The organism is Kineococcus deserti, assembly GCF_050871945.1.
GTDB lineage: Bacteria > Actinomycetota > Actinomycetes > Actinomycetales > Kineococcaceae > Kineococcus.
On sequence record NZ_JBJLSI010000020.1, the window covers coordinates 46,296 to 64,845 of the forward strand.

The 18,550-nt window shown below is 74.1% G+C and carries 19 protein-coding genes; 5 read left to right on the forward strand and 14 right to left on the reverse strand.

All coding sequences use genetic code 11. The features are described from left to right. The first annotated feature begins 8 nt into the window (after positions 1–8). Both ACRYR2_RS15570 and cls read left to right on the forward strand, forming a co-directional pair. On the forward strand, positions 9–659 hold the full coding sequence (locus ACRYR2_RS15570; RefSeq protein WP_432563794.1) for a VOC family protein: 651 nt from the start codon (positions 9–11) through the stop codon (positions 657–659). Next, positions 659–2,134, forward strand: coding sequence for a cardiolipin synthase (gene cls, locus ACRYR2_RS15575; RefSeq protein WP_432563795.1), 1,476 nt, complete (start codon positions 659–661; stop codon positions 2,132–2,134). Before ACRYR2_RS15570 ends, cls begins: the two co-directional genes overlap by 1 nt. 183 nt (positions 2,135–2,317) lie before the next feature. Here the strand turns inward: cls and ACRYR2_RS15580 are convergent, their stop codons facing one another. Then, complete coding sequence (locus tag ACRYR2_RS15580) at positions 2,318–2,938, reverse strand: hypothetical protein (RefSeq protein ID WP_432563796.1); 621 nt, start codon at positions 2,936–2,938, stop codon at positions 2,318–2,320. A gap of 25 nt (positions 2,939–2,963) precedes the next feature. Continuing rightward, complete coding sequence (locus tag ACRYR2_RS15585) at positions 2,964–4,844, reverse strand: cation:proton antiporter domain-containing protein (RefSeq protein ID WP_432563797.1); 1,881 nt, start codon at positions 4,842–4,844, stop codon at positions 2,964–2,966. Positions 4,845–4,956: 112 nt separating this feature from the next. Between ACRYR2_RS15585 and ACRYR2_RS15590 the strand changes: the two genes are divergently transcribed. After that, complete coding sequence (locus tag ACRYR2_RS15590; protein ID WP_432563798.1) at positions 4,957–5,496, forward strand: helix-turn-helix domain-containing protein; 540 nt, start codon at positions 4,957–4,959, stop codon at positions 5,494–5,496. On the opposite strand, the gene ACRYR2_RS15595 is transcribed toward ACRYR2_RS15590, so the two are convergent. From ACRYR2_RS15595 to ACRYR2_RS15640, 10 genes are all read right to left on the reverse strand, one after another. Beyond that, on the reverse strand, positions 5,477–6,967 hold the full coding sequence (locus ACRYR2_RS15595) for a Na+/H+ antiporter NhaC family protein (RefSeq protein WP_432563799.1): 1,491 nt from the start codon (positions 6,965–6,967) through the stop codon (positions 5,477–5,479). The two genes, ACRYR2_RS15590 and ACRYR2_RS15595, sit on opposite strands and share 20 nt — an antisense overlap. After that, a complete protein-coding gene (locus ACRYR2_RS15600; protein WP_432563800.1) occupies positions 6,964–8,133 on the reverse strand; it encodes an aminotransferase class V-fold PLP-dependent enzyme in 1,170 nt (389 codons plus the stop codon). Before ACRYR2_RS15600 ends, ACRYR2_RS15595 begins: the two co-directional genes overlap by 4 nt. A gap of 61 nt (positions 8,134–8,194) precedes the next feature. Continuing rightward, positions 8,195–9,841, reverse strand: coding sequence for a thiamine pyrophosphate-binding protein (locus ACRYR2_RS15605; RefSeq protein WP_432563801.1), 1,647 nt, complete (start codon positions 9,839–9,841; stop codon positions 8,195–8,197). 3 nt (positions 9,842–9,844) lie between these two features. Further along, positions 9,845–10,618, reverse strand: coding sequence for a cyclase family protein (locus ACRYR2_RS15610; protein WP_432563802.1), 774 nt, complete (start codon positions 10,616–10,618; stop codon positions 9,845–9,847). 55 nt (positions 10,619–10,673) lie between these two features. Beyond that, entirely contained in the window at positions 10,674–11,180 is a 507-nt protein-coding gene (locus tag ACRYR2_RS15615; protein ID WP_432563803.1) for a 2'-5' RNA ligase family protein, read from the reverse strand. 123 nt (positions 11,181–11,303) lie between these two features. Continuing rightward, the gene (locus ACRYR2_RS15620; protein WP_432563804.1) at positions 11,304–12,332 is read right to left on the reverse strand and encodes a zinc-dependent alcohol dehydrogenase family protein; all 1,029 of its coding nucleotides are present in this window, start codon (positions 12,330–12,332) and stop codon (positions 11,304–11,306) included. Position 12,333: 1 nt separating this feature from the next. Continuing rightward, positions 12,334–13,749, reverse strand: a complete 1,416-nt coding sequence (purB, locus tag ACRYR2_RS15625) for an adenylosuccinate lyase (protein WP_432563805.1) — start codon at positions 13,747–13,749, stop codon at positions 12,334–12,336. A 31-nt stretch (positions 13,750–13,780) separates the two neighbouring features. Then, on the reverse strand, positions 13,781–13,981 hold the full coding sequence (locus ACRYR2_RS15630) for a hypervirulence associated TUDOR domain-containing protein (RefSeq protein ID WP_432563806.1): 201 nt from the start codon (positions 13,979–13,981) through the stop codon (positions 13,781–13,783). A gap of 36 nt (positions 13,982–14,017) precedes the next feature. Continuing rightward, positions 14,018–14,581 carry an MOSC domain-containing protein gene (locus ACRYR2_RS15635; RefSeq protein WP_432563807.1) on the reverse strand — a complete coding sequence of 188 codons (564 nt, stop codon included), beginning with the start codon at positions 14,579–14,581 and terminating at the stop codon, positions 14,018–14,020. Then, the gene (locus ACRYR2_RS15640; protein WP_432563808.1) at positions 14,581–15,369 is read right to left on the reverse strand and encodes a fructosamine kinase family protein; all 789 of its coding nucleotides are present in this window, start codon (positions 15,367–15,369) and stop codon (positions 14,581–14,583) included. Before ACRYR2_RS15640 ends, ACRYR2_RS15635 begins: the two co-directional genes overlap by 1 nt. A 139-nt stretch (positions 15,370–15,508) precedes the next feature. Here ACRYR2_RS15640 and ACRYR2_RS15645 point away from each other — a divergent pair, with 139 nt between their 5' ends. Then, positions 15,509–15,751: a hypothetical protein gene (locus tag ACRYR2_RS15645; RefSeq protein ID WP_432563809.1), complete on the forward strand. Its 243-nt coding sequence runs from the start codon at positions 15,509–15,511 to the stop codon at positions 15,749–15,751. 115 nt (positions 15,752–15,866) lie between these two features. Next, the gene (locus ACRYR2_RS15650; protein WP_432563810.1) at positions 15,867–17,462 is read left to right on the forward strand and encodes a hypothetical protein; all 1,596 of its coding nucleotides are present in this window, start codon (positions 15,867–15,869) and stop codon (positions 17,460–17,462) included. Here the strand turns inward: ACRYR2_RS15650 and ACRYR2_RS15655 are convergent. After that, positions 17,441–17,992, reverse strand: a complete 552-nt coding sequence (locus ACRYR2_RS15655; protein WP_432563811.1) for an NADPH-dependent FMN reductase — start codon at positions 17,990–17,992, stop codon at positions 17,441–17,443. The two genes, ACRYR2_RS15650 and ACRYR2_RS15655, sit on opposite strands and share 22 nt — an antisense overlap. Beyond that, positions 17,992–18,489, reverse strand: coding sequence for a flavin reductase family protein (locus tag ACRYR2_RS15660; protein ID WP_432563841.1), 498 nt, complete (start codon positions 18,487–18,489; stop codon positions 17,992–17,994). The genes ACRYR2_RS15655 and ACRYR2_RS15660 overlap by 1 nt, the downstream gene beginning before the upstream one ends. Between the last annotated feature and the right edge of the window lie 61 nt (positions 18,490–18,550).

An 18,550-nucleotide genomic window follows, 5' to 3' on the forward strand; every position in this document is an offset into this window, starting at 1 on the left:
TGACCGGCATGCGCGTCGACCACGTGGGCTTCGCCGCGGGGCCGGAGGGCCTGCAGGAGACCGCCCGGTCCCTGGCGGCGCGACTCGGCGTGCGCGTGGTCGACGGCGGCCCGCACCCGCGCTTCGGGACCCGCAACGTCGTCCTCCCGCTGTCGCGGGGCAGCTACGTCGAGGTCGTCGAGGTCCTCGACCACCCCGTCGCCGACAAGGCCCTGTACGGACGCGCCGTGCGCCAGCACACCGAGGCCGGTGGCGGCTGGTTCGCCTGGGCGGTGACCGTCGACGACCTGGCGGGCTACGCCGCCCGGCTGGGCGAACCGGCCGAGGAGGGCGTCCGCCGCCGGCCGGACGGCGTCGAACTGCGCTGGCGGCAGATCGGCGTGCCCGCGCTGCACACCGAACCCCAGCTGCCGCTGCTCATCGAGTGGGACGGGCCGGCCACCCAGCACCCGTCCTCCCTCTCGCTGGCCGGGGGGACGCGGCTGGCGGGACTGACCATCGCCGGGCAGCGCGACCGGGTGCGCAACTGGCTGGGCCTTCCGCCGGAGTTCAGCACCGTCGAGGTCGACTTCACGTGGATCGACGTGGTGGGCAGCCCCCGCGCCACGGGACTGCGGTCGGTCACGTTCGAGACGCCGCGCGGCACCATCGAGATCTGATGGACTGGCTGCCCGACTGGGCCCCCTCCGTCACGGCCTCGGCGGTGGTGCTGCTGCTGGTCGACCTCGTCGTGCGCCTGACCGCCATCGCCGTCGTGCCGGTCAACCGCCGGCCCAGTTCGGCCCTGGCCTGGTTGCTGACGATCTTCTTCATCCCCTACGTCGGGGTCGTCGCGTTCCTGCTCATCGGCAACCCGAAGCTGCCGCGCTCGCGCCGGCGCAAGCAGCGTGAGATCAACCAGCTCATCCTCGACTCCACCAAGGGCATGGACCTGGTCTCCAACGACCACCCGTGGCCGTCGTGGCTGGCCGGGATCGTCGAGCTGAACCGGAACCTGGGGTCCATGCCGCTGGTCGGCGGGAACTCCGCGCACCTGGTCGGCGAGTACGACGAGGCGATCCGGGCGATGGCCCGTTCGATCGACGACGCCCGCGAGTACGTCCATGTCGAGTTCTACATCATGACCAAGGACGCCACGAGCGAGCCGTTCTTCACCGCCCTCCAACGCGCCGTCGAACGCGGGGTCAAGGTCCGCGTGCTGCTGGACCACCTCGGGTCGCTGCGCTACCCCGGCTACCGCCGCACCGTCCGGTTCCTCGACGGGGTCGGGATCGAGTGGCACCCGATGCTGCCGGTGCAGCTGCACAAGCTGAAGTACCAGCGGCCGGACCTGCGCAACCACCGCAAGCTCCTCGTCGTGGACGGCGACGTCGCCTGGGTCGGGTCGCAGAACGTGCTGGACCGCAGCTACAACAAGCGCGGCAACGTCAAGCGCGGGCTGCAGTGGCAGGACCTCATGGTCCGGCTGGAGGGCCCCGTGGTGTCCGGGGTCGAAGCCATGTTCATCACCGACTGGTACTCCGAGACCGACGAACTGCTGCAGAACGAGCGCCCCGAGGTGTCCCCGGTCGGTTCCCCCGGCCGGCTGGAGTGCCAGGTCGTCCCCAGCGGTCCGGGGTTCGACGGGGAGAACAACCTCAAGCTGTTCAACGCGCTGCTGTACTCCGCCCAGCGGCGCATCTCGATCACCAGCCCGTACTTCGTGCCCGACGAGTCGATGCTGTCGGCGATCACGACGGCCGCCGAACGCGGGGTCGACGTCGAACTGTTCGTCTCCGAGTACGGCGACCAGTTCTTCGTGCACTACGCCGAGTGCTCCTACTACGAGGACCTGCTGCGCGCCGGGGTGCGCATCCACCGCTACCCGGCGCCGTACGTGCTGCACGCCAAGCACATGACCGTCGACGAGGAGGTCGCCGTCATCGGTTCCTCGAACATGGACATGCGCTCGTTCCTGCTCGACCTCGAACTCACCCTCATGGTGTGTGGGCGGGAGTTCTCCGACGACCTGCGCCGGGTCGAGGACGAGTACCGGGCCCGGTGCACCGAGCTCACCCTGGAGCAGTGGCTGGCCCGGCCGCGCTGGGACGTCATCAAGGAGAACGTGGCGCGGCTGACGTCGGCCCTGCAGTGATCCGCAGGTGGACGACCGGGGTGCTGACCCCGGAGTGCGACCGGAGAACGAGCATGTCGGCACCGGCTGACCCGCACCCACAGCGATCAAGGATCCACCAGTCGTTGGCCCCGAGTCGGATCCTCGATCGCCGAGGACGGGAGGGACGTCGCCGCGACCCGTGCCCCGGTAGGGCCGCGGGAGTCACGGGAGGGGATCGGCTGATCGACGCCGCACGCCCAGCGCGGTGAGCTCCACGTCGGCCAGCGCCCGCACGGCGTCCTCGTCCCCGTCCCGCCACGCCCCCGCCGGGTCGGCGCTGACGGCGAACAACCGCCGCGCGTCCCGCCGCTGCAGCGCCCGCAGCGCCAGCACCCGGTCGCCGGCCGGTGTCGCGGTCAGCCGGTGGGCGTCGCGCACCCGGGCCGCCCACCGCAGCCGCTGGGCCAGCCGCACGGCGCTCACGAGCAGGATCGGCAGCAGCGCCACCAGCACGCCGAGGGTCGTGGCCAGGTCCAGCAGCGAGTCCCGCTGCCCGGCCGCGGCCTGCGCCAGCGACGCCGCGCTGTCGGCCGAGCGGTCCAGGACGTCGGCCACCTCGTCGCCGACCAGCGGTGTCCCGGCCACGGCGTCCCCGGCGTCGGCCAGCCGCTGCGCCAGGGAGGTCGACCCGTCGGCGAAGCGCTGCGCCGGTCCGGCCGCCGAGGCGACCGTCCCGTGCACGGCCCGGCCCGTGAGGACGGCGAGCACGACGAGCACCAGCCACACCGCGTCGGCGGCGAGCTGGCGGGCGCGGCGGGCGGGCAGGTCGGCGTAGAGGTGCACCGGCTGAGCTTGTCAGGCCGGCGTCTCAGCCCAGCTCCTCGTCCACCCAGCACCAGCGCCACGCCTCACCGGGTTCGGCGCTGACGATCGCCGGGTGGGCGGCCTCGCCGAAGTGGGCACGGGCGTGCCGCAGTTCGGAGGAGTCGCAGCAGCCGGTGTACCCGCAGGCCAGGCAGGTCCGCAGGTGCACCCACTGCGCCCCCACGGCGACGCAGTCCGCGCACACGACGGGCGGTTCGCCCCAGCGGGCGGTGGCCTCCTCCCGGGTGCCGGCCGTGCGCAGGTGCGCGCAGGCGCTGCCCGGGGTGGGGGCGAGGCCGCGGTCGCCGGGCAGCGGGTCGAGGTCGTCGAGCCGGTCCAGCAGCGACTCCTCCACGTCGATGTCGGCCAGCGCCCGCTGCAGCACCTCGGGCTCGGCGGTGCCGCGGTCGCGGGCCCGCACGACGACGGACCGCTCGGCCGCCAGCATCTCCGACCGCAGCCGGGAGTACAGCACCGAGGGGGTCATGACGTCCGACAGCGGCCGGCCCAGCCGTTCCCAGGCGGCGTGCGAACGCGCCTTGGACCGGCCGCGCAGCTGCAGCACCACGTGCGGGGGCTCGTCGCCGGTGAGCAGCTCGTCCAGCCGCCGCAGCCCCGCGCCGTTGGCCGCGTCGCCGAGGGCGGCGGCCTGCAGGGCGTCCTGCGCCGGGTCCGGCCCCGGCAACCGCAGGGCCCGCACCACGGCTGGCAACGACAACCCCTGCACCAGCAGGGTCCCCACGACGACCGTGAACGCCGCCAGCAGCAGGACGTCGCGGCCGGGCACGTCCTGCGGCAGCAGCTGCGCGGCCGCCAGCGTCACCACGCCGCGCATCCCCGCCCACGACAGCAGGAGGGAGACGCCGAACGACCACGCCCGCGGGCGCAGCGGCGGGACGGCGTGGAACACCCCGGCCGCGGCGAACACGAACACGAACCGGGCCACGATGGTCGCCACGAGCACCCCGACGCACACCAGCAGGACCCGGCCGCCGCTGAACCCGCTGGCGGCCGCCCCGCGCAGCAGCTGGGGGAACTGCAGGCCGATGAGCAGGAACACGGCGTTCTCCAGCAGGAACGCCACCGTCCGCCAGTTCACGGTCTCGGCCACCCGGGAGGCGGCCGTCTGCACGCGCGGCGACAGGTGCGCCATCGCCAGTCCGGTGACGACGACGGCCAGGACGCCCGACACGTGCAGCGCCTCGGCCGGCAGGAACGCCAGGTAGGGCGCGACGAAGGAGACGGCGGTGTCCAGCACGGGGTTGCGGATCCGGGTGCGGACCACCGCCAGGACGACGGTGACCAGCCCACCGATCAGCAGCGCCCCGGCCACGGCCAGCAGGAACTCGACGCCGATGTGCGGCAACGACAACTCGGTCGTCAGGGCCGACGTCGCGGCCGCCAGGGCGATGAGGGCGGCGGCGTCGTTGAGCAGGCTCTCCTCCTCCAGCATCGTCGCGACCCGGCGGGGCAGCCCCAGCCGGCGGCCGATGGCGGTGGCGGCCACCGCGTCCGGCGGGGCGACGACGGCGCCGAGCGCCATGCACGCGGCCAGCGCCACCCCGGGCAGCAGCCACGACGTCGTCCACCCGACGACCAGCGTCGTGAACACGACCAGGACGACCGACAGCAGCAGCGTCGCCGTCTTGTTGCGGGTCAGGTCGACCAGGGACGTGCTGCGCGTCGCGGCGTACAGCAGCGGGGGGAGCAGCCCGTTGAGGACCAGTTCGGGGCCGAGGGTGAACTGCGGCACGCCGGGGACGAGGGCGACGAGCGCCCCCACCACGACGAGGACGAGCGGTGTCGGCCACCCGAACCGGTCGCAGGCCGCGGCCACCGCGCACACCCCGACCGTCAGCGCCACGAGCGCCATCGCGATCTCCACGACGCGCGAGCCTAGGGGCGCTTCCCGCCGCTGGGAACGCCGGGAGGCCGGCCGTAGGATGGCCGGACTGCGGGAACGGCAGCACGGTGGGAACGACGAGCGGAGCAGGTGCGTGGACGGGTTCCGCATCCGGGAGGTCCGGGTCGCCCAGGGCCTGACCATCGCCCAGCTGGCCACGGCCGCCGGGGTTTCGGCGGCGATGGTGAGCCAGGTCGAACGCGGGCTGGCCGATCCCAGCCTGGCCACGCTGCGCCAGTTCGCCAGGGCGCTCGACGTCCCGTTGTTCGACCTGTTCGAGGCCGCACCGAGGGTCTCGCCGGTGGCGGTGACGCGGGCGGGCAAGCAGGTGACGATCACCTCGCCGAACGGGGACACTTCCTACGCGAGGCTGTCCGTCCCCTACGGGCAGCTGGAGGTCCTGCGGGGGGAACTGCGCCCGGGTGGGGTTTCCCACGAGGAACCGTGGAGCCACCCCGCCCACGAGTGCGTCACGGTGGTGCAGGGCCGGCTGCTCGTGGAGGTGGACGGGGAGTTCCACCGGCTCGAGGAGGGGGACAGCTGCTACTTCGACAGCCGTCTGCCGCACCGTCTCGTCAACGAGACCGAGCAGCCGACCCGGTTCATCGTGGCGGTCACGCCACCGAGCTACTGAGCCCTTCCGGACGGGTCCTGACGGGGGCGCCGCCCTCGCCCTCGAACCGCCGGCCCCAGCCGGTGAGCACGGCCACGAGGGCCACGACGGTCAGCACCAGCGGGTAGAAGGTCGCCGGGAAGACCTGCAGCGCCGTCACTTCCGGTGCTCGCCCGCCCTGGGTCAGCAGCGCGGCGATGAGCAGGAACGAGCTCACCACGGGAACGATCGAACCCAGGCCCAGGGTGAAGCAGTCCATGACGTTCGCCCGGCGGTAGGGGTGCAGCCCGGCGCGGGCGCCGATCCGGTCGGCCACCGGGCCGAACATCATCATCGACGGGCCGTTGACCCCGGCGAAGACGGTCGCGGTGACGACGGCGCCGGCGCCGATGCTGAGTTCGGCCCCGACCGGGGTGCGGCTGAACGGCGCCTTGGCGATGCCGTCGACGATCATGTCGAAGATCCCGGCGTCGGTCAGCACGCCGATGATCCCGAAGACCACGATGCCGACGCCGATCAGCGGCAGGGTGTCCGCGATGCCCGTCACCAGCAGGCCCCCGGCGTTGCCGTCGTCGGTGGTGTTGATGATGTCGGCCGGGGCGATCAGCCCGGAGGCCAGCGCGACGACGAGCCCGGAGACCAGCCCCACGGTGGTGGCCAGGAAGATGTCCCGCTTCACGACGGCCGTGACCAGCAGCAGCGCGATCGGCACGAGCATCAGCAGGCTGAGCGGTGAGCCGGTGGTGCCCGTCGATCCCTGGACGTCGGTGGCCCGTGCGGAGCCCACGACCAGGAACAGGACGCCGGCGATCGCGGCGGCGACCAGCGCGTACTTGGCGCGGGCCTTCACGACCCCGCCGATGTCGGCGCTGCCCGCGATCCGCCGGTACCGCTGGGTCGAGGCCGACACGATGGTCGAGTCCGAGATCGGGGCCAGGTTGTCGCCGAACAGCGCCCCGGACAGGATCGCCCCGGCCATGAGCGCCGGGTCGGCGCCGAGGACGGCCCCGGCCGGGTACAGGATCGGGAACACCGTGAACAGGGTGCCGATGGAGGTTCCGGTCGAGACCGCGATGGCGCAGGCGATGAGGAACGCGGCCAGCGTGAAGCCGCCGCCGGACACGCCGAGCGACGTGGCCAGCCAGACGAAGCCGTCGGACACCCCGGCCTGGCCGATGAGGGCGGAGACCAGGCTGACCATGAGCAGGACGAGCAGGAGCAGCACCGACGTCTTCGAGGCGACCCCGTCGACGACGGCCGCCCAGAACCGGCTGTAGTTCCTCGACAGCAGACCGGCGAGCAGGATCCCGACGGCGCCGGAAGCGGTGAGGGCGTTCATGTCGAAGACGCCGAACACCACGAAGTAGGCCACGACACCGACGAGGAACACGGCCGGGGCCACCAGGGCGCCCAGAACCCCGCCGCGGAACCCCAACCGGTCGGTCGCCGGTCGCGCCTGGGTCGGCGGTCGCAGTTCGACCTGCTCGCTCACCGCTGGGCCCCGGTGATCTCGACGAGGGCGTCGAGCGCGCGCTGCAGGTCGGCCTCGACGGTGTAGTAGTGCAGCGACATCCGCAGCAGGCGGCCGCGCGGGGCGGTCATGACGCCACGTTCGTGCAGCTGCAGCGCCAGCTCGTCCGGGTCGTCGACGACGATGCTGACCTGCGGCCCGCGGCGCGCCTCGTCGTCGGAGGCGCTGACCTCGAAACCCTTGGCGCGCAGAGCCTGGATGAAACCGTCGCGCAGTTCCCGGACGTGCGCCCAGCCGGCCTGCTGGTCGACGCCCTCGAGCAGGTCCAGGCCGGCGTGGGCGGCGTAGACGGACGGGACCGACGGGGTTCCCCCCTCGAACCGGCTCGCGGAACTCGGGTAGTCGACCAGTGCCGGGTCGAACGCGAAGGGGTTCGTCCGCCCGAACCACCCGGTCATCTCGGGGGAGCGCTCGGACGTCAGCCCGCCGCGCACGTACAGGAAGGCCACCCCGGCCAGACCGAGCATGTACTTCAGCGTCCCGGCCACGAGGTAGTCGCAGTCCAGTTCACGCACGTCGATCGGCACGACGCCCATCCCCTGGTAGGCGTCGACGAGCACCTGGGCGCCCACGGCGTGCGCGGCGGTCGTGACCTCGGCGAGCGGGGCCATCGCCCCGTCGTGGTAGCTGACCAGGGGGATCGAGACCAGCCGCACGGTCTCGTCGAGCCGGGAGGTCCAGGTCTGCGCGTCGAGCGCCGCGTGCCGGTCGCCGACGGAGCGGACGTCGGCGCCGTGGGCGCCCTGCGCGCGCAGGACGTGCCCGACGGAGGGGAACTCCAGGTCCGAGGTCAGCACGCCCGGCCGCCCGGTGCTCCAGTCGAAGCTGCTGGCCACCTGGTAGGCCCCGGCCGAGGCCGAGGGCAGGATGGCGATCTCGTCGGGGTCGGCGTGGATGAACGCCGCGAAGCGCCGGCGCAGGCGCTCCCACTCCTGCATCCACTCACCCCACGGGGCGGCCGCGTGGTGCAGGCCCGCGGTGAGCCGGCCGAGCGAGGTCTCGAGCTGACCCGAGATCGCGCCCTGGCTGCAGCTGGCGAGGTGGCTGAAGGACTCCAGCGCGGGGAAGTCGGCGCGGAAGGCCGCGGCGTCGAAGCGCGCCTGGGCGCGCGCGGGGGAGCTCAACATGCGTCGACGGTAGGGACGGTGTTCAACCTCGTCAATGGACGTAAACCAGATTTAACAATGCTCAGTGCCCCTTGAACGCCTCCGCCAGCCACCACGACCCGCCGTCGTCGGCGATCTTCGCGTCGAGCACGAACGGCAGCTCCCGGGGACCGGCCAGCCACTCGTCCACGGCCGCCAGGTCCGCCACCGAGCGCACGACCGCTCCCTGCGCCCCGTACCCGCGGCCGACCGCGGCCAGGTCGACGTCGGGGAAGGTGACGGTGGACAGGTCGGCCCCGCCCGGACCGAAGTGGTGCACCTCGGCGCCGTAGGCCGCGTCGTCGTAGCAGACGACCAGCATGCCGATCCGCAGCCGCACCAGGGTCTCCAGCTCACTGGCGGCCATGAGGAACCCGCCGTCGCCGACGCCGAGCACGGGCAGCCGGTCGGGTCGCGCCAGCGCCGCCCCGATCGCCGTGGCCAGCCCCAGCCCGACGGCCTGGAACGCCTGGGTGAAGCAGAAGCCCTGCACGTCCGGGACGGCCAGGTAGGCGGCGGGGTAGCCCATGAAGTTCCCGGAGTCCACCGCGACCGTCCGCTCCCGCGGCAGCCGACGGTCGAGTTCCCGGCTCAGGACGCGGGGGTCGATGCGGTCCGCGGTGGACAGGTCCGGGGTGTCGACGTCGGGCCAGCGGACGGTGGTGAGGCGGTCGGCGACCTCGCGGGAGCGGTACCCCGGCACGGGCAACGGGGAACGCTCGCGCAGCACGGCCAGCACGTCGGTCGCGGTGGCGGCGACGTCCCCCAGCACGCCGAGGTCGACCGGCCGGTTCGCGCCGAGCGCCGCGTCCTCGAGGTCGACCTGCACGACCCGGGTGCCCTCGCCGATCAGCGTGCCGTGGCGCATCGTCCACATGTTCAGCGTGCAGCCCCACCCGACGACGAGGTCGGCACCCCGCACGAGGTCCGCCGCCACCGGGGAGGAGAACCCGCCCGAGATGCCCAGCGAGAACTCCTTCCCCTCGAACAGGCCGTTGGCCACCGCGGAGGTGGCCAGCAGGGCGCCGCAGTGCCCGGCCAGTGCGATCAGTTCCGTCCCCGCCTGGCGTGCGCCGCGGCCGGCGACGAACACCGGGCGGCGGGCCGTCTGCAGCAGGTCGGCCAGGGCGGCGACCGCCTCCCGCCCCGGGCGGACGGGCGCCGGGGGGTGGAGGGGTACCGCGGGTCGTGCCGCAACGGGTTGCGCCTGCACGTCGAGCGGGAGGCTGAGCACGACCGTCCGCCGTTCGTGGACGGCGGTGCGCACGGCGCGGGTCACGTCGGCGACGGCGCTGCCGGCGGAGTGGACGCGTTCGGCCACGGCCCCCACGCTGCGGACCAGGACGTCGGTGTCGATGCGGAAGTTCGACCGGACCGCGGCGCCGGCGGTGTCGGCGGTCAGGACCAGCAGGGGAGTGCGGCTCTTGGCGGCTTCCCCGATCCCGGTGAGGGCGTTGGTCAGCCCACACCCCTGGTGGGTCGTGACCGCCGCGAGCCGGCCGCTGGTGCGGGCGAAGGCGTCGGCCATGGTGGCCGCGCCGCCCTCGTGCCGGGCGGCGGTGAACGGGACACCGGCGGCGACCAGGGCGTTGGTGAGGGCGAAGTTCCCGCTGCCGACGACGCCGAAGACGTGCGCCAGGCCGAGGTCGGCGAGGGTGCGCCCGACCAGTTCGGCCACCGTTCCCGCCACGCTTCAGCCCTTCTCGACGAACGCGAAGACGCGCGCGGGGCTGCCGGTCCCGCCCACGACGGGCAGCGGCGACACGACGATCACGGCGCCCGTGGTGGGCAGCCGGTCGAGGTTCTGCAACTGGGTCAGCCCGTACTTGTCGGCACCCAGCAGGAAGTGGTGGGCGGGGAACGGCGGGTCGAAGGCACCGGCGCCGCCGGCGTCGATGCCGACGGTCTCGACGCCGAAACCGGAGACGGGGGACCCGGCCAGCCAGCGCGCCGCGGCGACCGAGACGCCCGGCGTGTGCGGGCCCTGCTCGTCGGCGTTGAGGAACGTCTCCTGCGATCCTCCGCGGGAACTCCAGCCGGTGCGGAACAGCAACCAGGCCCCGTCGGGGATCGGGCCGGACTCGGCGACCCAGGCCTCCAGGTGCTCCGGTTCCAGCAGGAAGTCCGGGTCCGCCGCGACCTGGGCCGTCCCGTCCAGCACCACGACCGGCCCCACGAGCCGGGACGGCGGGATGCGGTCCACCGAGAGCCCGTCGCGGCCGGTGATCCAGTGCACGGGGGCGTCGAGGTGGGTTCCGGTGTGCTCGCCGGTGTGCAGGTTGTTCCAGCCCCAGGCCGGTCCGTCGTCGTCGAAGTCGCTGACGGTCTCCAGGCTCAGGGGGATGGTGTTGGCGAAGGGCGCGGGGAGCTGCAGCACCGGCGTCTGCGGGCTCAGCGGCGCGGTGAGGTCGACGACCTCGACGACACCGGCCGTCAGGCCGCTCAGCAGGGTGGCCAGGGTGCTCATCGGTGCTCCTCGAGGGGTCGTCGGTGATCTCTGGGCAGGAGGGTAGGACGTGCCCTCACCGGTGCGGTGACGGGAGCCGGTGCAGGGCCAGGTCCCCGCTGCCCCCGACCTGGACCACCGCCAGCGCCTCGATGCGCCCGGTGAGCGGCAGGGCCGCCCGGACGACGTCCAGGGCCGTCGTGCGCAGTTGCTGCGGCACGCGCCGGGCCAGGGTGCAGTGCGCGCGCCACTGCCCGGGGCCGGCGTTCGGGAACTCGTTCGGCACGTCCTGCAGCACGTTGCGGTGCCAGTCGGACAGGGCGGCGTCGTCGGTCCCGGCCCACAGCACCGCGCCGCGCCGGAACTCCCCGGCCTCGTCGAGGTGGACGCCCTGCGCGGCGACGGGGGTCTGCCGGACGGCGTCGAGGAGTTCGTCCAGCGGCCTCGCCGACCCGGCCAGCGTCAGGTGCGGGCGGTGGCGGGGTGGCGCGACGTGGACGCCGGCGTCGCGCAGCGCCTGCTGCAGCGCCAGGACCCGGGCGTCGAGGTCCGGGTCGAAGGCGGCGCAGACGACGTACGTCACGCCTCGAACGTACGCCGGGGACCGACCCGTCGCGTCGCACCCACCGGTGTCACCGCCCGGGTGACCGGATCGAGACACCCACGCCTCACTTCACGTGGTGACACCGGTGGGTGCGACGCGGGGTCAGGGCCGCAGGACCGTGATCCCTGCCGTGCTCGCTCCGGCGACCTCGGCGAGCGCCCGTGGCCCGGCCTCCAGCGGCAGTTCCCGCGTCACCAGGTCGGCCAGGGGGAACCTGCCGGTGCGCACGAGTTCGAGCAGACGGGGGTAGTCGTGGGCGGCCATGCCGTGGCTGCCGAGCACCTGCAGCTCCCACGCGATGACGAGGTCCATGGGCACGGCCGGACGCCCGGCGGCGGCGGGCAGCAGGCCGATCTGCACGTGCCGGCCGCGGCGGCGCAGGGAACGCACCGACGCCTCGCAGGTGGCCGGCAGCCCCACCGCGTCGATCGACACGTGAGCCCCGCCGTCGGACAGTTCGCGCAGCGCGGCCACGACGTCCTCGGTGCCGATGGTGGCGATGGCCCCGAAGTCCCGGGCGAGCTGGCGGGCCGCGGGGGAGGGGTCCACCGCGACGACCCGCGCGCCGGCGGCGGCGGCGATCGCGACGGCCGACAGCCCGACCCCGCCGGCGCCGTGCACCGCGACGAACTCCCCGGGCCGCACGGCGGCCACGTCGCTGACGGCGCGGAACGCCGTCGCGACCCGGCAGCCCAGCGCCGCCGCGGTGGAGGTGGAGAACTCCTCCGGCAGGGCGACGAGGTTGACGTCGGCGTGGTCGAGGGCGACGAACTCGGCGAACGATCCCCAGCCGGTGAAACCCGGCTGGGTCTGGTCGCGGCACACCTGCTGCGCACCGGCCGCGCATTCCGGGCAGGTCCCGCAGGCCGTGACGAAGGGCGTCGTCACGCGGTCCCCGACGCGCCAGGAACCCACCCGCGACCCCGTCGCGACGACGGTGCCCGCGAGTTCGTGGCCGGGCACGTGCGGCAGGGTGACGTCGTCGTCGTGCCCCTGCCAGGCGTGCCAGTCGCTGCGGCACACGCCGGTCGCCTCGACGGCGACGACGACCCCGTGCTCGGCCGGGGTGGGGTCGTCGACGTCGGCCAGGCGCGGAGTTCCGCCGAACTCCTCGACGAGGACCGCGCGCACGTCAGTCCTGCTTCAGCACGTCGACCAGGGCCGCCGCGTCGCCGGTGTAGTCGGCCGGGGTCAGCAGCGACAGGCGGGCCGCCTCGCCCTCGGGCAGGCCCAGTCCCGCGACGAACTCACGCAGCTTGGCCTGGTCGACCTTGCGGCCGCGGGTGAGTTCCTTGAGGCGCTCGTAGGGTTCGGGCAGGCCGTGCACCCGCATCACCGACTGGACGGCCTCGCCGAGGACCTCCCAGTTCTGGTCCAGGTCCGCGGCCAGGGCGGCCGGGACCGCGTCGAGACCGGCCAGGCCCCGCTGGGCGTTCTCGATCGCCAGCAGCGAGTGCCCGAACGCGACGCCGATGTTGCGCTGCATCGAGGAGTCGGTGAGGTCGCGCTGCATCCGCGACGTCGTGAGGGTCTCCTCCAGCACCCGGAACAACCCGCCGGACACCTCGAGGTTCGCCTCGGCGTTCTCGAAGCGGATCGGGTTCACCTTGTGCGGCATCGTGGACGAACCGACGGTGCCCTGACCGCGGACCTGGGCGAAGAACCCGTAGGAGATGTAGGTCCACACGTCGGTGCACAGGTTGTGCAGCACCCGGCCGAAGCGCGAGACGTCGGCGTACAGCTCGGCCTGCCAGTCGTGCGACTCGATCTGGGTGGTCAGCGGGTTCCACGTCAGGCCCAGGCCGGTGACGAACTCGCGGGAGACCGCCGGCCAGTCCGTCGTGGGGACGGCGGCCTTGTGCGCGGCGTAGGTGCCGGTGGCGCCGTTGAACTTGCCGAGGTACTCCGCGCGGGAGATCCGCTTCAGCTGCCGGCGCAGGCGGTGGGCCAGCACCGCCAGTTCCTTGCCCAGCGTCGTGGGTGTCGCCGGCTGCCCGTGGGTGCGCGAGAGCATCGGCACCTCGCGCAGTTCGTCGGCCATCCGGGCCACGTCGTCGACCAGGCTGGTGGCCGCGGGCAGCCACACCTGCGCGACGGCGTCGCGGACCATCAGCGCGTAGGACAGGTTGTTGATGTCCTCGCTGGTGCAGAACAGGTGGGTCAGTTCGGCGACGTCGGCCATCGAGGTGCCCTCGAGGCGACGCTTGATCCAGTACTCCACGGCCTTGACGTCGTGGACGGTGACGCGCTCGATCTCACCGAGCTCGGCCACGGCCGCGGCGTCGAACCGCAGCGGCAGTTCGCGCAGGAAGGCGATCTCGTCGGCCGTCAGCCGGCGCACGCCCGGCACGACGTCGTGGGAGCCGAGGAACACCAGCCACTCCACCTCGACGTGGATGCGGCGGCGGTTCAGCGCGGCCTCGGACAGGTGCTCGGCCAGCGGGGCGACGGACCGGCGGTAGCGGCCGTCGAGCGGGCCGAGCGCGGGGTCACCCAGGTCGGCGGGGGCGAGGGGGGCAGCGGAGGCCGGGTCGGTCACGTGCCTCATGGTCCCACGGCCGCCGCCGACACCCCGCCGCTCACTCCTTCTCGACGCTGGACTCCTTGTGCGCGGCCTCCTTGCCGGACTTGTCGCTCTTCACGATGACCTGCGGGTCGTCCTTCGAGGCGCGACGCTGCTGGCCGTACAGCTCGAAGTCGTCGGTCTCCTTCTTCACGACCTTGCCCTCGGTCTTGCCCTGGGAGGTGTTCCAGCTGACCTCGTCGCCCTTCTTCACCATGGCTCCACCCTGAACGGTGCGGCGGGAGCCCGCACCTCAAGGCAAGGGCGTGCGCCGCAGCACCGGCTCACCCGCACGCGCGGGGTCCAGCGGGACCGGGGAGCGCAGGACGCCGTGGCCGCGCGAGATCCGCCCGTCGGTCAGCGGGGTGCAGCGCAGCCCGCCCCGGCCGCGCATCGCCCGGTGGGCCCCGTCGGCGACCATCCGGTCCATCCACGCGCACGGGTTCGCCGGCCGGCCGCCGTGGATCGTCACCGCACCGGCGTCGGTGATCAGCTCGAAGTCGTTGCCGCGCAACGGGTCCAGCTCGATCCCGCGCACGACGAGGTTGCGCCGGGCCAGTAGCGGGTCGGGTACCTGCGGCAACCCCAGGTCGGCCGCGACCTGCTCCCACGCCTCGACCGCCAGGAAGGTGATCGCCGCGTCCATGTGCGCGGCCTTGCCGAAGAACCGGTCGCCGCGGATGCCCTTGCCCGCGACGACCTCCACGACGTCGAGGTCCTGCGTCGGCACGTCGGCGGCGCCGTCGCGGGGGCGGCCGAAGTAGGCGTGGTCGGGGGAGACCAGCAGGTGCAGCACCTCGACCGGGTACTCGTGCATCACAGCTCCAGCGTCCGGCGGGCCGCCCGGACCGCCTGCCCCGCGTACCCACCGCCGAACAGCACCGTGTGCACCAGCAGCGGGTGCAGCTGGTGCAGGGGGACGCGGTCCCGCCAGCCGTCGGGCGTGCCCGCGGCCTCGGTGTACGCGGCCAGCACCGTCTCCAGGTGCGGCAGCCCGAACAGCGCGAGCATCGCCAGGTCCGTCTCGGGATGCCCGCCGTGGGCGGCGGGATCGATGAGCACCGCACCGCCGGCCGACCACAGCACGTTGCCCGACCACAGGTCCCCGTGCAGCCGCGCCGGCCGCCCGGCTCCCACGACCAGCGCCGGGTCCTGCGCCAGCAGCCGGTCGCAGACCTGCTCGAACACCGCCACGTCGCCGGCCTCGAGGTCGCCGGCATCACGCGCCCGCCGCAGGTACGGACGCAGGCGCTGCTCGGCGTAGAAGGTCCCCCAGTCCACGTCCCCGGCGTCCCCGGCGTCCCCGGTGGTCATCGGCAGCGGCAGGGCCGCGATCCAGGCGTCGCCGTCCACGCCGGGCGGCGGGGCGCCGAACCGCGCAGCGCCCGCCGCGTGGGTGGCGGCCAGGTCGCGGCCGAACCGTTCGGCGGCCGTGGTGTCCGGTCGCACCTGCTGCACCCGGTCCAGGACGAGGGCGTCCGCGCGGACCTCCCGCACGCCGCACACCGCCGCGCCGCCGGCCTCGGCCAGCCAGCGCAGCCCCGCGGCCTCGGCGGCCAGCGCCCCGGCAGGAGCACCGGTCTTGACGAAAGCGGTGGACGACACCCGCCCATGGTCACCGCGGTCTCCACAGGCGGCACATCGGGCCCGGCGTCCACACACTGCCCGCACCGGGCCCCCGCCCGACCTGCCCCCTGCTTACGGTCCCCGGGCTGGACCACAGCCTCGGAGGGAGCGGGAACGGATGGACCTGGAACAGGTGGCGCTGGCGCGCCGGATGGACGGCGTCGCCGAGCGGATGCGGACGGCGCAACGGGAGCTCGGCACCGTCGCGGCGGTGCAGTGGCAGGGCCTGGCCGCGGCCCGGTTCCGCGAGCGCGCCGCGGACACCGGCCGGGACCTGGCCGCGGTCGCCGCCGCGGGTGAGGACGCCGCCGAGCGGTGGCGGCAGCACGCCGTGGCGGTCTCGGCCGCGGTGGTGCTGTGAGCGACGAGCGGCGCGACGCCGCCTGGACCGAGGGAACGCTCCGACGAAGTCGCTGCGCGGTCCCGAGGGAAGGCGGCGTCCAGGGCGCCGCGACAGAGCGGACGGACGTCAACGCGTGAACACCCTCACCGTCGACACCGGTGTCTCGGCCGACCCTGAACTGCTGGAGGCGGCCGCCGCCCGCCTGGCCGGGATCGCGGCCGACGTGGCCGGCGCCGGGCTCGAGGTGCTCACCCTCGCCGCCGACCCGGCCTTCGTCCTCAGCGCGGCGGTGGCGCCCACGACCGCGGCCGGGGTGGCGACCGCCGTGGCCGACCTGCTCGTCGGCCGCACCGCCCCCGCCGCGGCCGCGGCCTCGCTCGCGGGGCTGGCCGTCGAGGTCCGCACCGCGGCCCTGCGCTACCGGGTGGGCGACGAGCTCGCCGACGCCGCCGTGGCGGTGGCCCGCCGCGCGGTCGCCCAGGTCGTCGTCGAGTTCGCCCCCGAACTCGCCGCCGGCGCCGGGGCCCTGGTCGTCGCCGACCACGCCTGGCACACGGCGGCGGCGACCGAGCGCGTGCTGGCCGCCGCCACCGAGCAGGCCGCGCGCACCGGAACCCTCGACCTCGACGAGCTCGTCCAGGACGCCACCGACGAGTTCGGCGCCGTCGACGACCACCTCCGCTCCGACCTCGCGGGCGTCACCACGTTCCTGGTCGCCCACCCCGAACTGGTCGAGGAGGTCGTCGCCACCGCCCCGCACGTCCTGGCGGCGGCCGAGGGCCGCCACCCGCAACTGGCGGCCGTGCTGCAGGTGCTGGCGCCGGAGGCGCGGGACACCGGCGGGGTCGCCGGTGTCGCCGGCACGCTGACCGCGCTCGGTGCGGTGAGCCCGCTGTTCCGCGAGACGGCCGTGACGGTCCGCCCCGCCGAGCACGCCCGGGCGACCCCCACCCGCCCCCCACGCGGCATCGCCGAGGTCCTCGACGGCGTCGCCCACCAGTCCACCGGCCACCAGCGCTCCACCGGCTCGCTCGGCGACCGGCTGGCACCGGCCGACCGCCCTGCACCGGGAGCGGTGCGGCTGGAGCGCATCACCCAGCCCGACGGCACCGTCGCCTGGATCGTCGAGATCCCCGGCACCCAGGACTGGACACCGGTACCCGCCGACGGCGGAACGCCGATGGACCTGACGACGAACCTGCGCGCCGTCGCCGGCGAGCCCACGGCCACCGCCGCCGCCGTCACCCAGGCCATGCGGCTGGCCGGGGTCGGCGCCGGCGAACCCGTCATGCTCGCCGGGCACAGCCAGGGCGGGCTCACCGCGGCGGCGCTCGCGGCCGACGCCGCCGTCCGCGAGGAGTTCGCCATCACCCACGTCGTCACGGCCGGCTCACCCGTGGACGGCATCACGGTCCCCGACTCGGTCGCGGTGCTCTCGCTGGAGCACACCGGCGACGTCGTCCCGGCCCTGGACGGCAGCGCCGCCCGCGGCTCGGACCACCGCACGATCGTCGCCCGCGACCTCGGCGACGACCCGCGCTTCGCCACGCAGATCGCCGCCGACCCGCTGACGGCCCACGGTTCCACCGGGTACATCGCCACCGCCGGAGTCGTCGACGGCTCGGCCGATCCGGCCCTGCAGCGGTTCCGGGCCTCCGGGAGCGTCTTCTTCGACGCCCCCGGCGCCTCGGTCCAGGCGTTCGACTACTACGCCGAGCGGGTCGGCTGACCAGCGCTCGCGGTCGCGCGCAGGGTCGCGCCCCAGCGCTGCACGTAGGCGGCCAGGGCCGGGGTCTGCGCGCCCTGGGCCTGCACCTCCTTGTCGATGAGGTACAGCCCCGGGGCCGGGCAGGCCGCGCCCAGCTCGGACAGGACCGGCTTGAGCAGCAGCTCCGGGGCCAGGGCGTGCGTGGGCGCCGCACCCAGCATCAGCGGCACCGCGGTGACCCCACGCAGCCCCTCACCGCCGGCGAACTGGTCCAGGAACAGCTTCAGCAGTCCGGTGTAGGTGGCCTTGAAGGTCGGGGAGGCCACGACCAGCAGGTCGGCGGCGGCGACGTCGGCCACGGCCTGCGCCACCGTCGCATCGCCCCAGCCCAGCAGCCCCGGACCCAGGGTCGCCACGTCCACGACCTGATCGACCACCTGATCGACCACCTGATCCACCTCGGCCCCGGCGATCAGGCCGGCGGTGGTGAGGGCGGCGTTCAGCGTCCGGGAGCCGGCCTTGGGGTTGCCGCAGACCACGACGGTGCGCATCAGGCGCTGGCCTTGGGGGTCAGGGTGCGGAAGGCCGAGGAGTGCCACACCAGGGGTTCGGTGTCGGGGGCGGTGCCCATGGCGTGCACCTGCAGCAGGACCACGTCGTGGTCGCCGGCGGGGACCTCGGAGTGGATGGAGCACTCCATCCACACCGGCGCGCCGTGGATGAAGTTGGCGCCGGAGTCCAGCGTGGTGGTGGCGATGCCGGCGAAGCGGTCTGTGGCATGCAGGGCCTTGGAGGCCAGCTGGCGGGCGGCCAGGTCGTGGGCCTCGCCCAGGACCGAGACGCCGATGCGCGCGCCTGTCTTCAGCTTGGGCCAGCTGGAGGAGGTGTGCTGGACGGCGAAGAGCACCAGTGGGGGGTCCAGGGAGATGCCGACCTGGAAGGAGGAGGCGACCAGCACCACGGGCTCCTTGCCGTGCTCGCCCTCGACGACGGCGGACAGGGCCGCCACGCCGGAGGGGAACAGCGCGAACGTGGTCCGCAGCGCCATGGGGTCGTCGTCGAAGGCGACGAGGTCGAGGGGGGTCGTTGCAGGTGCGTCGGACACGGGC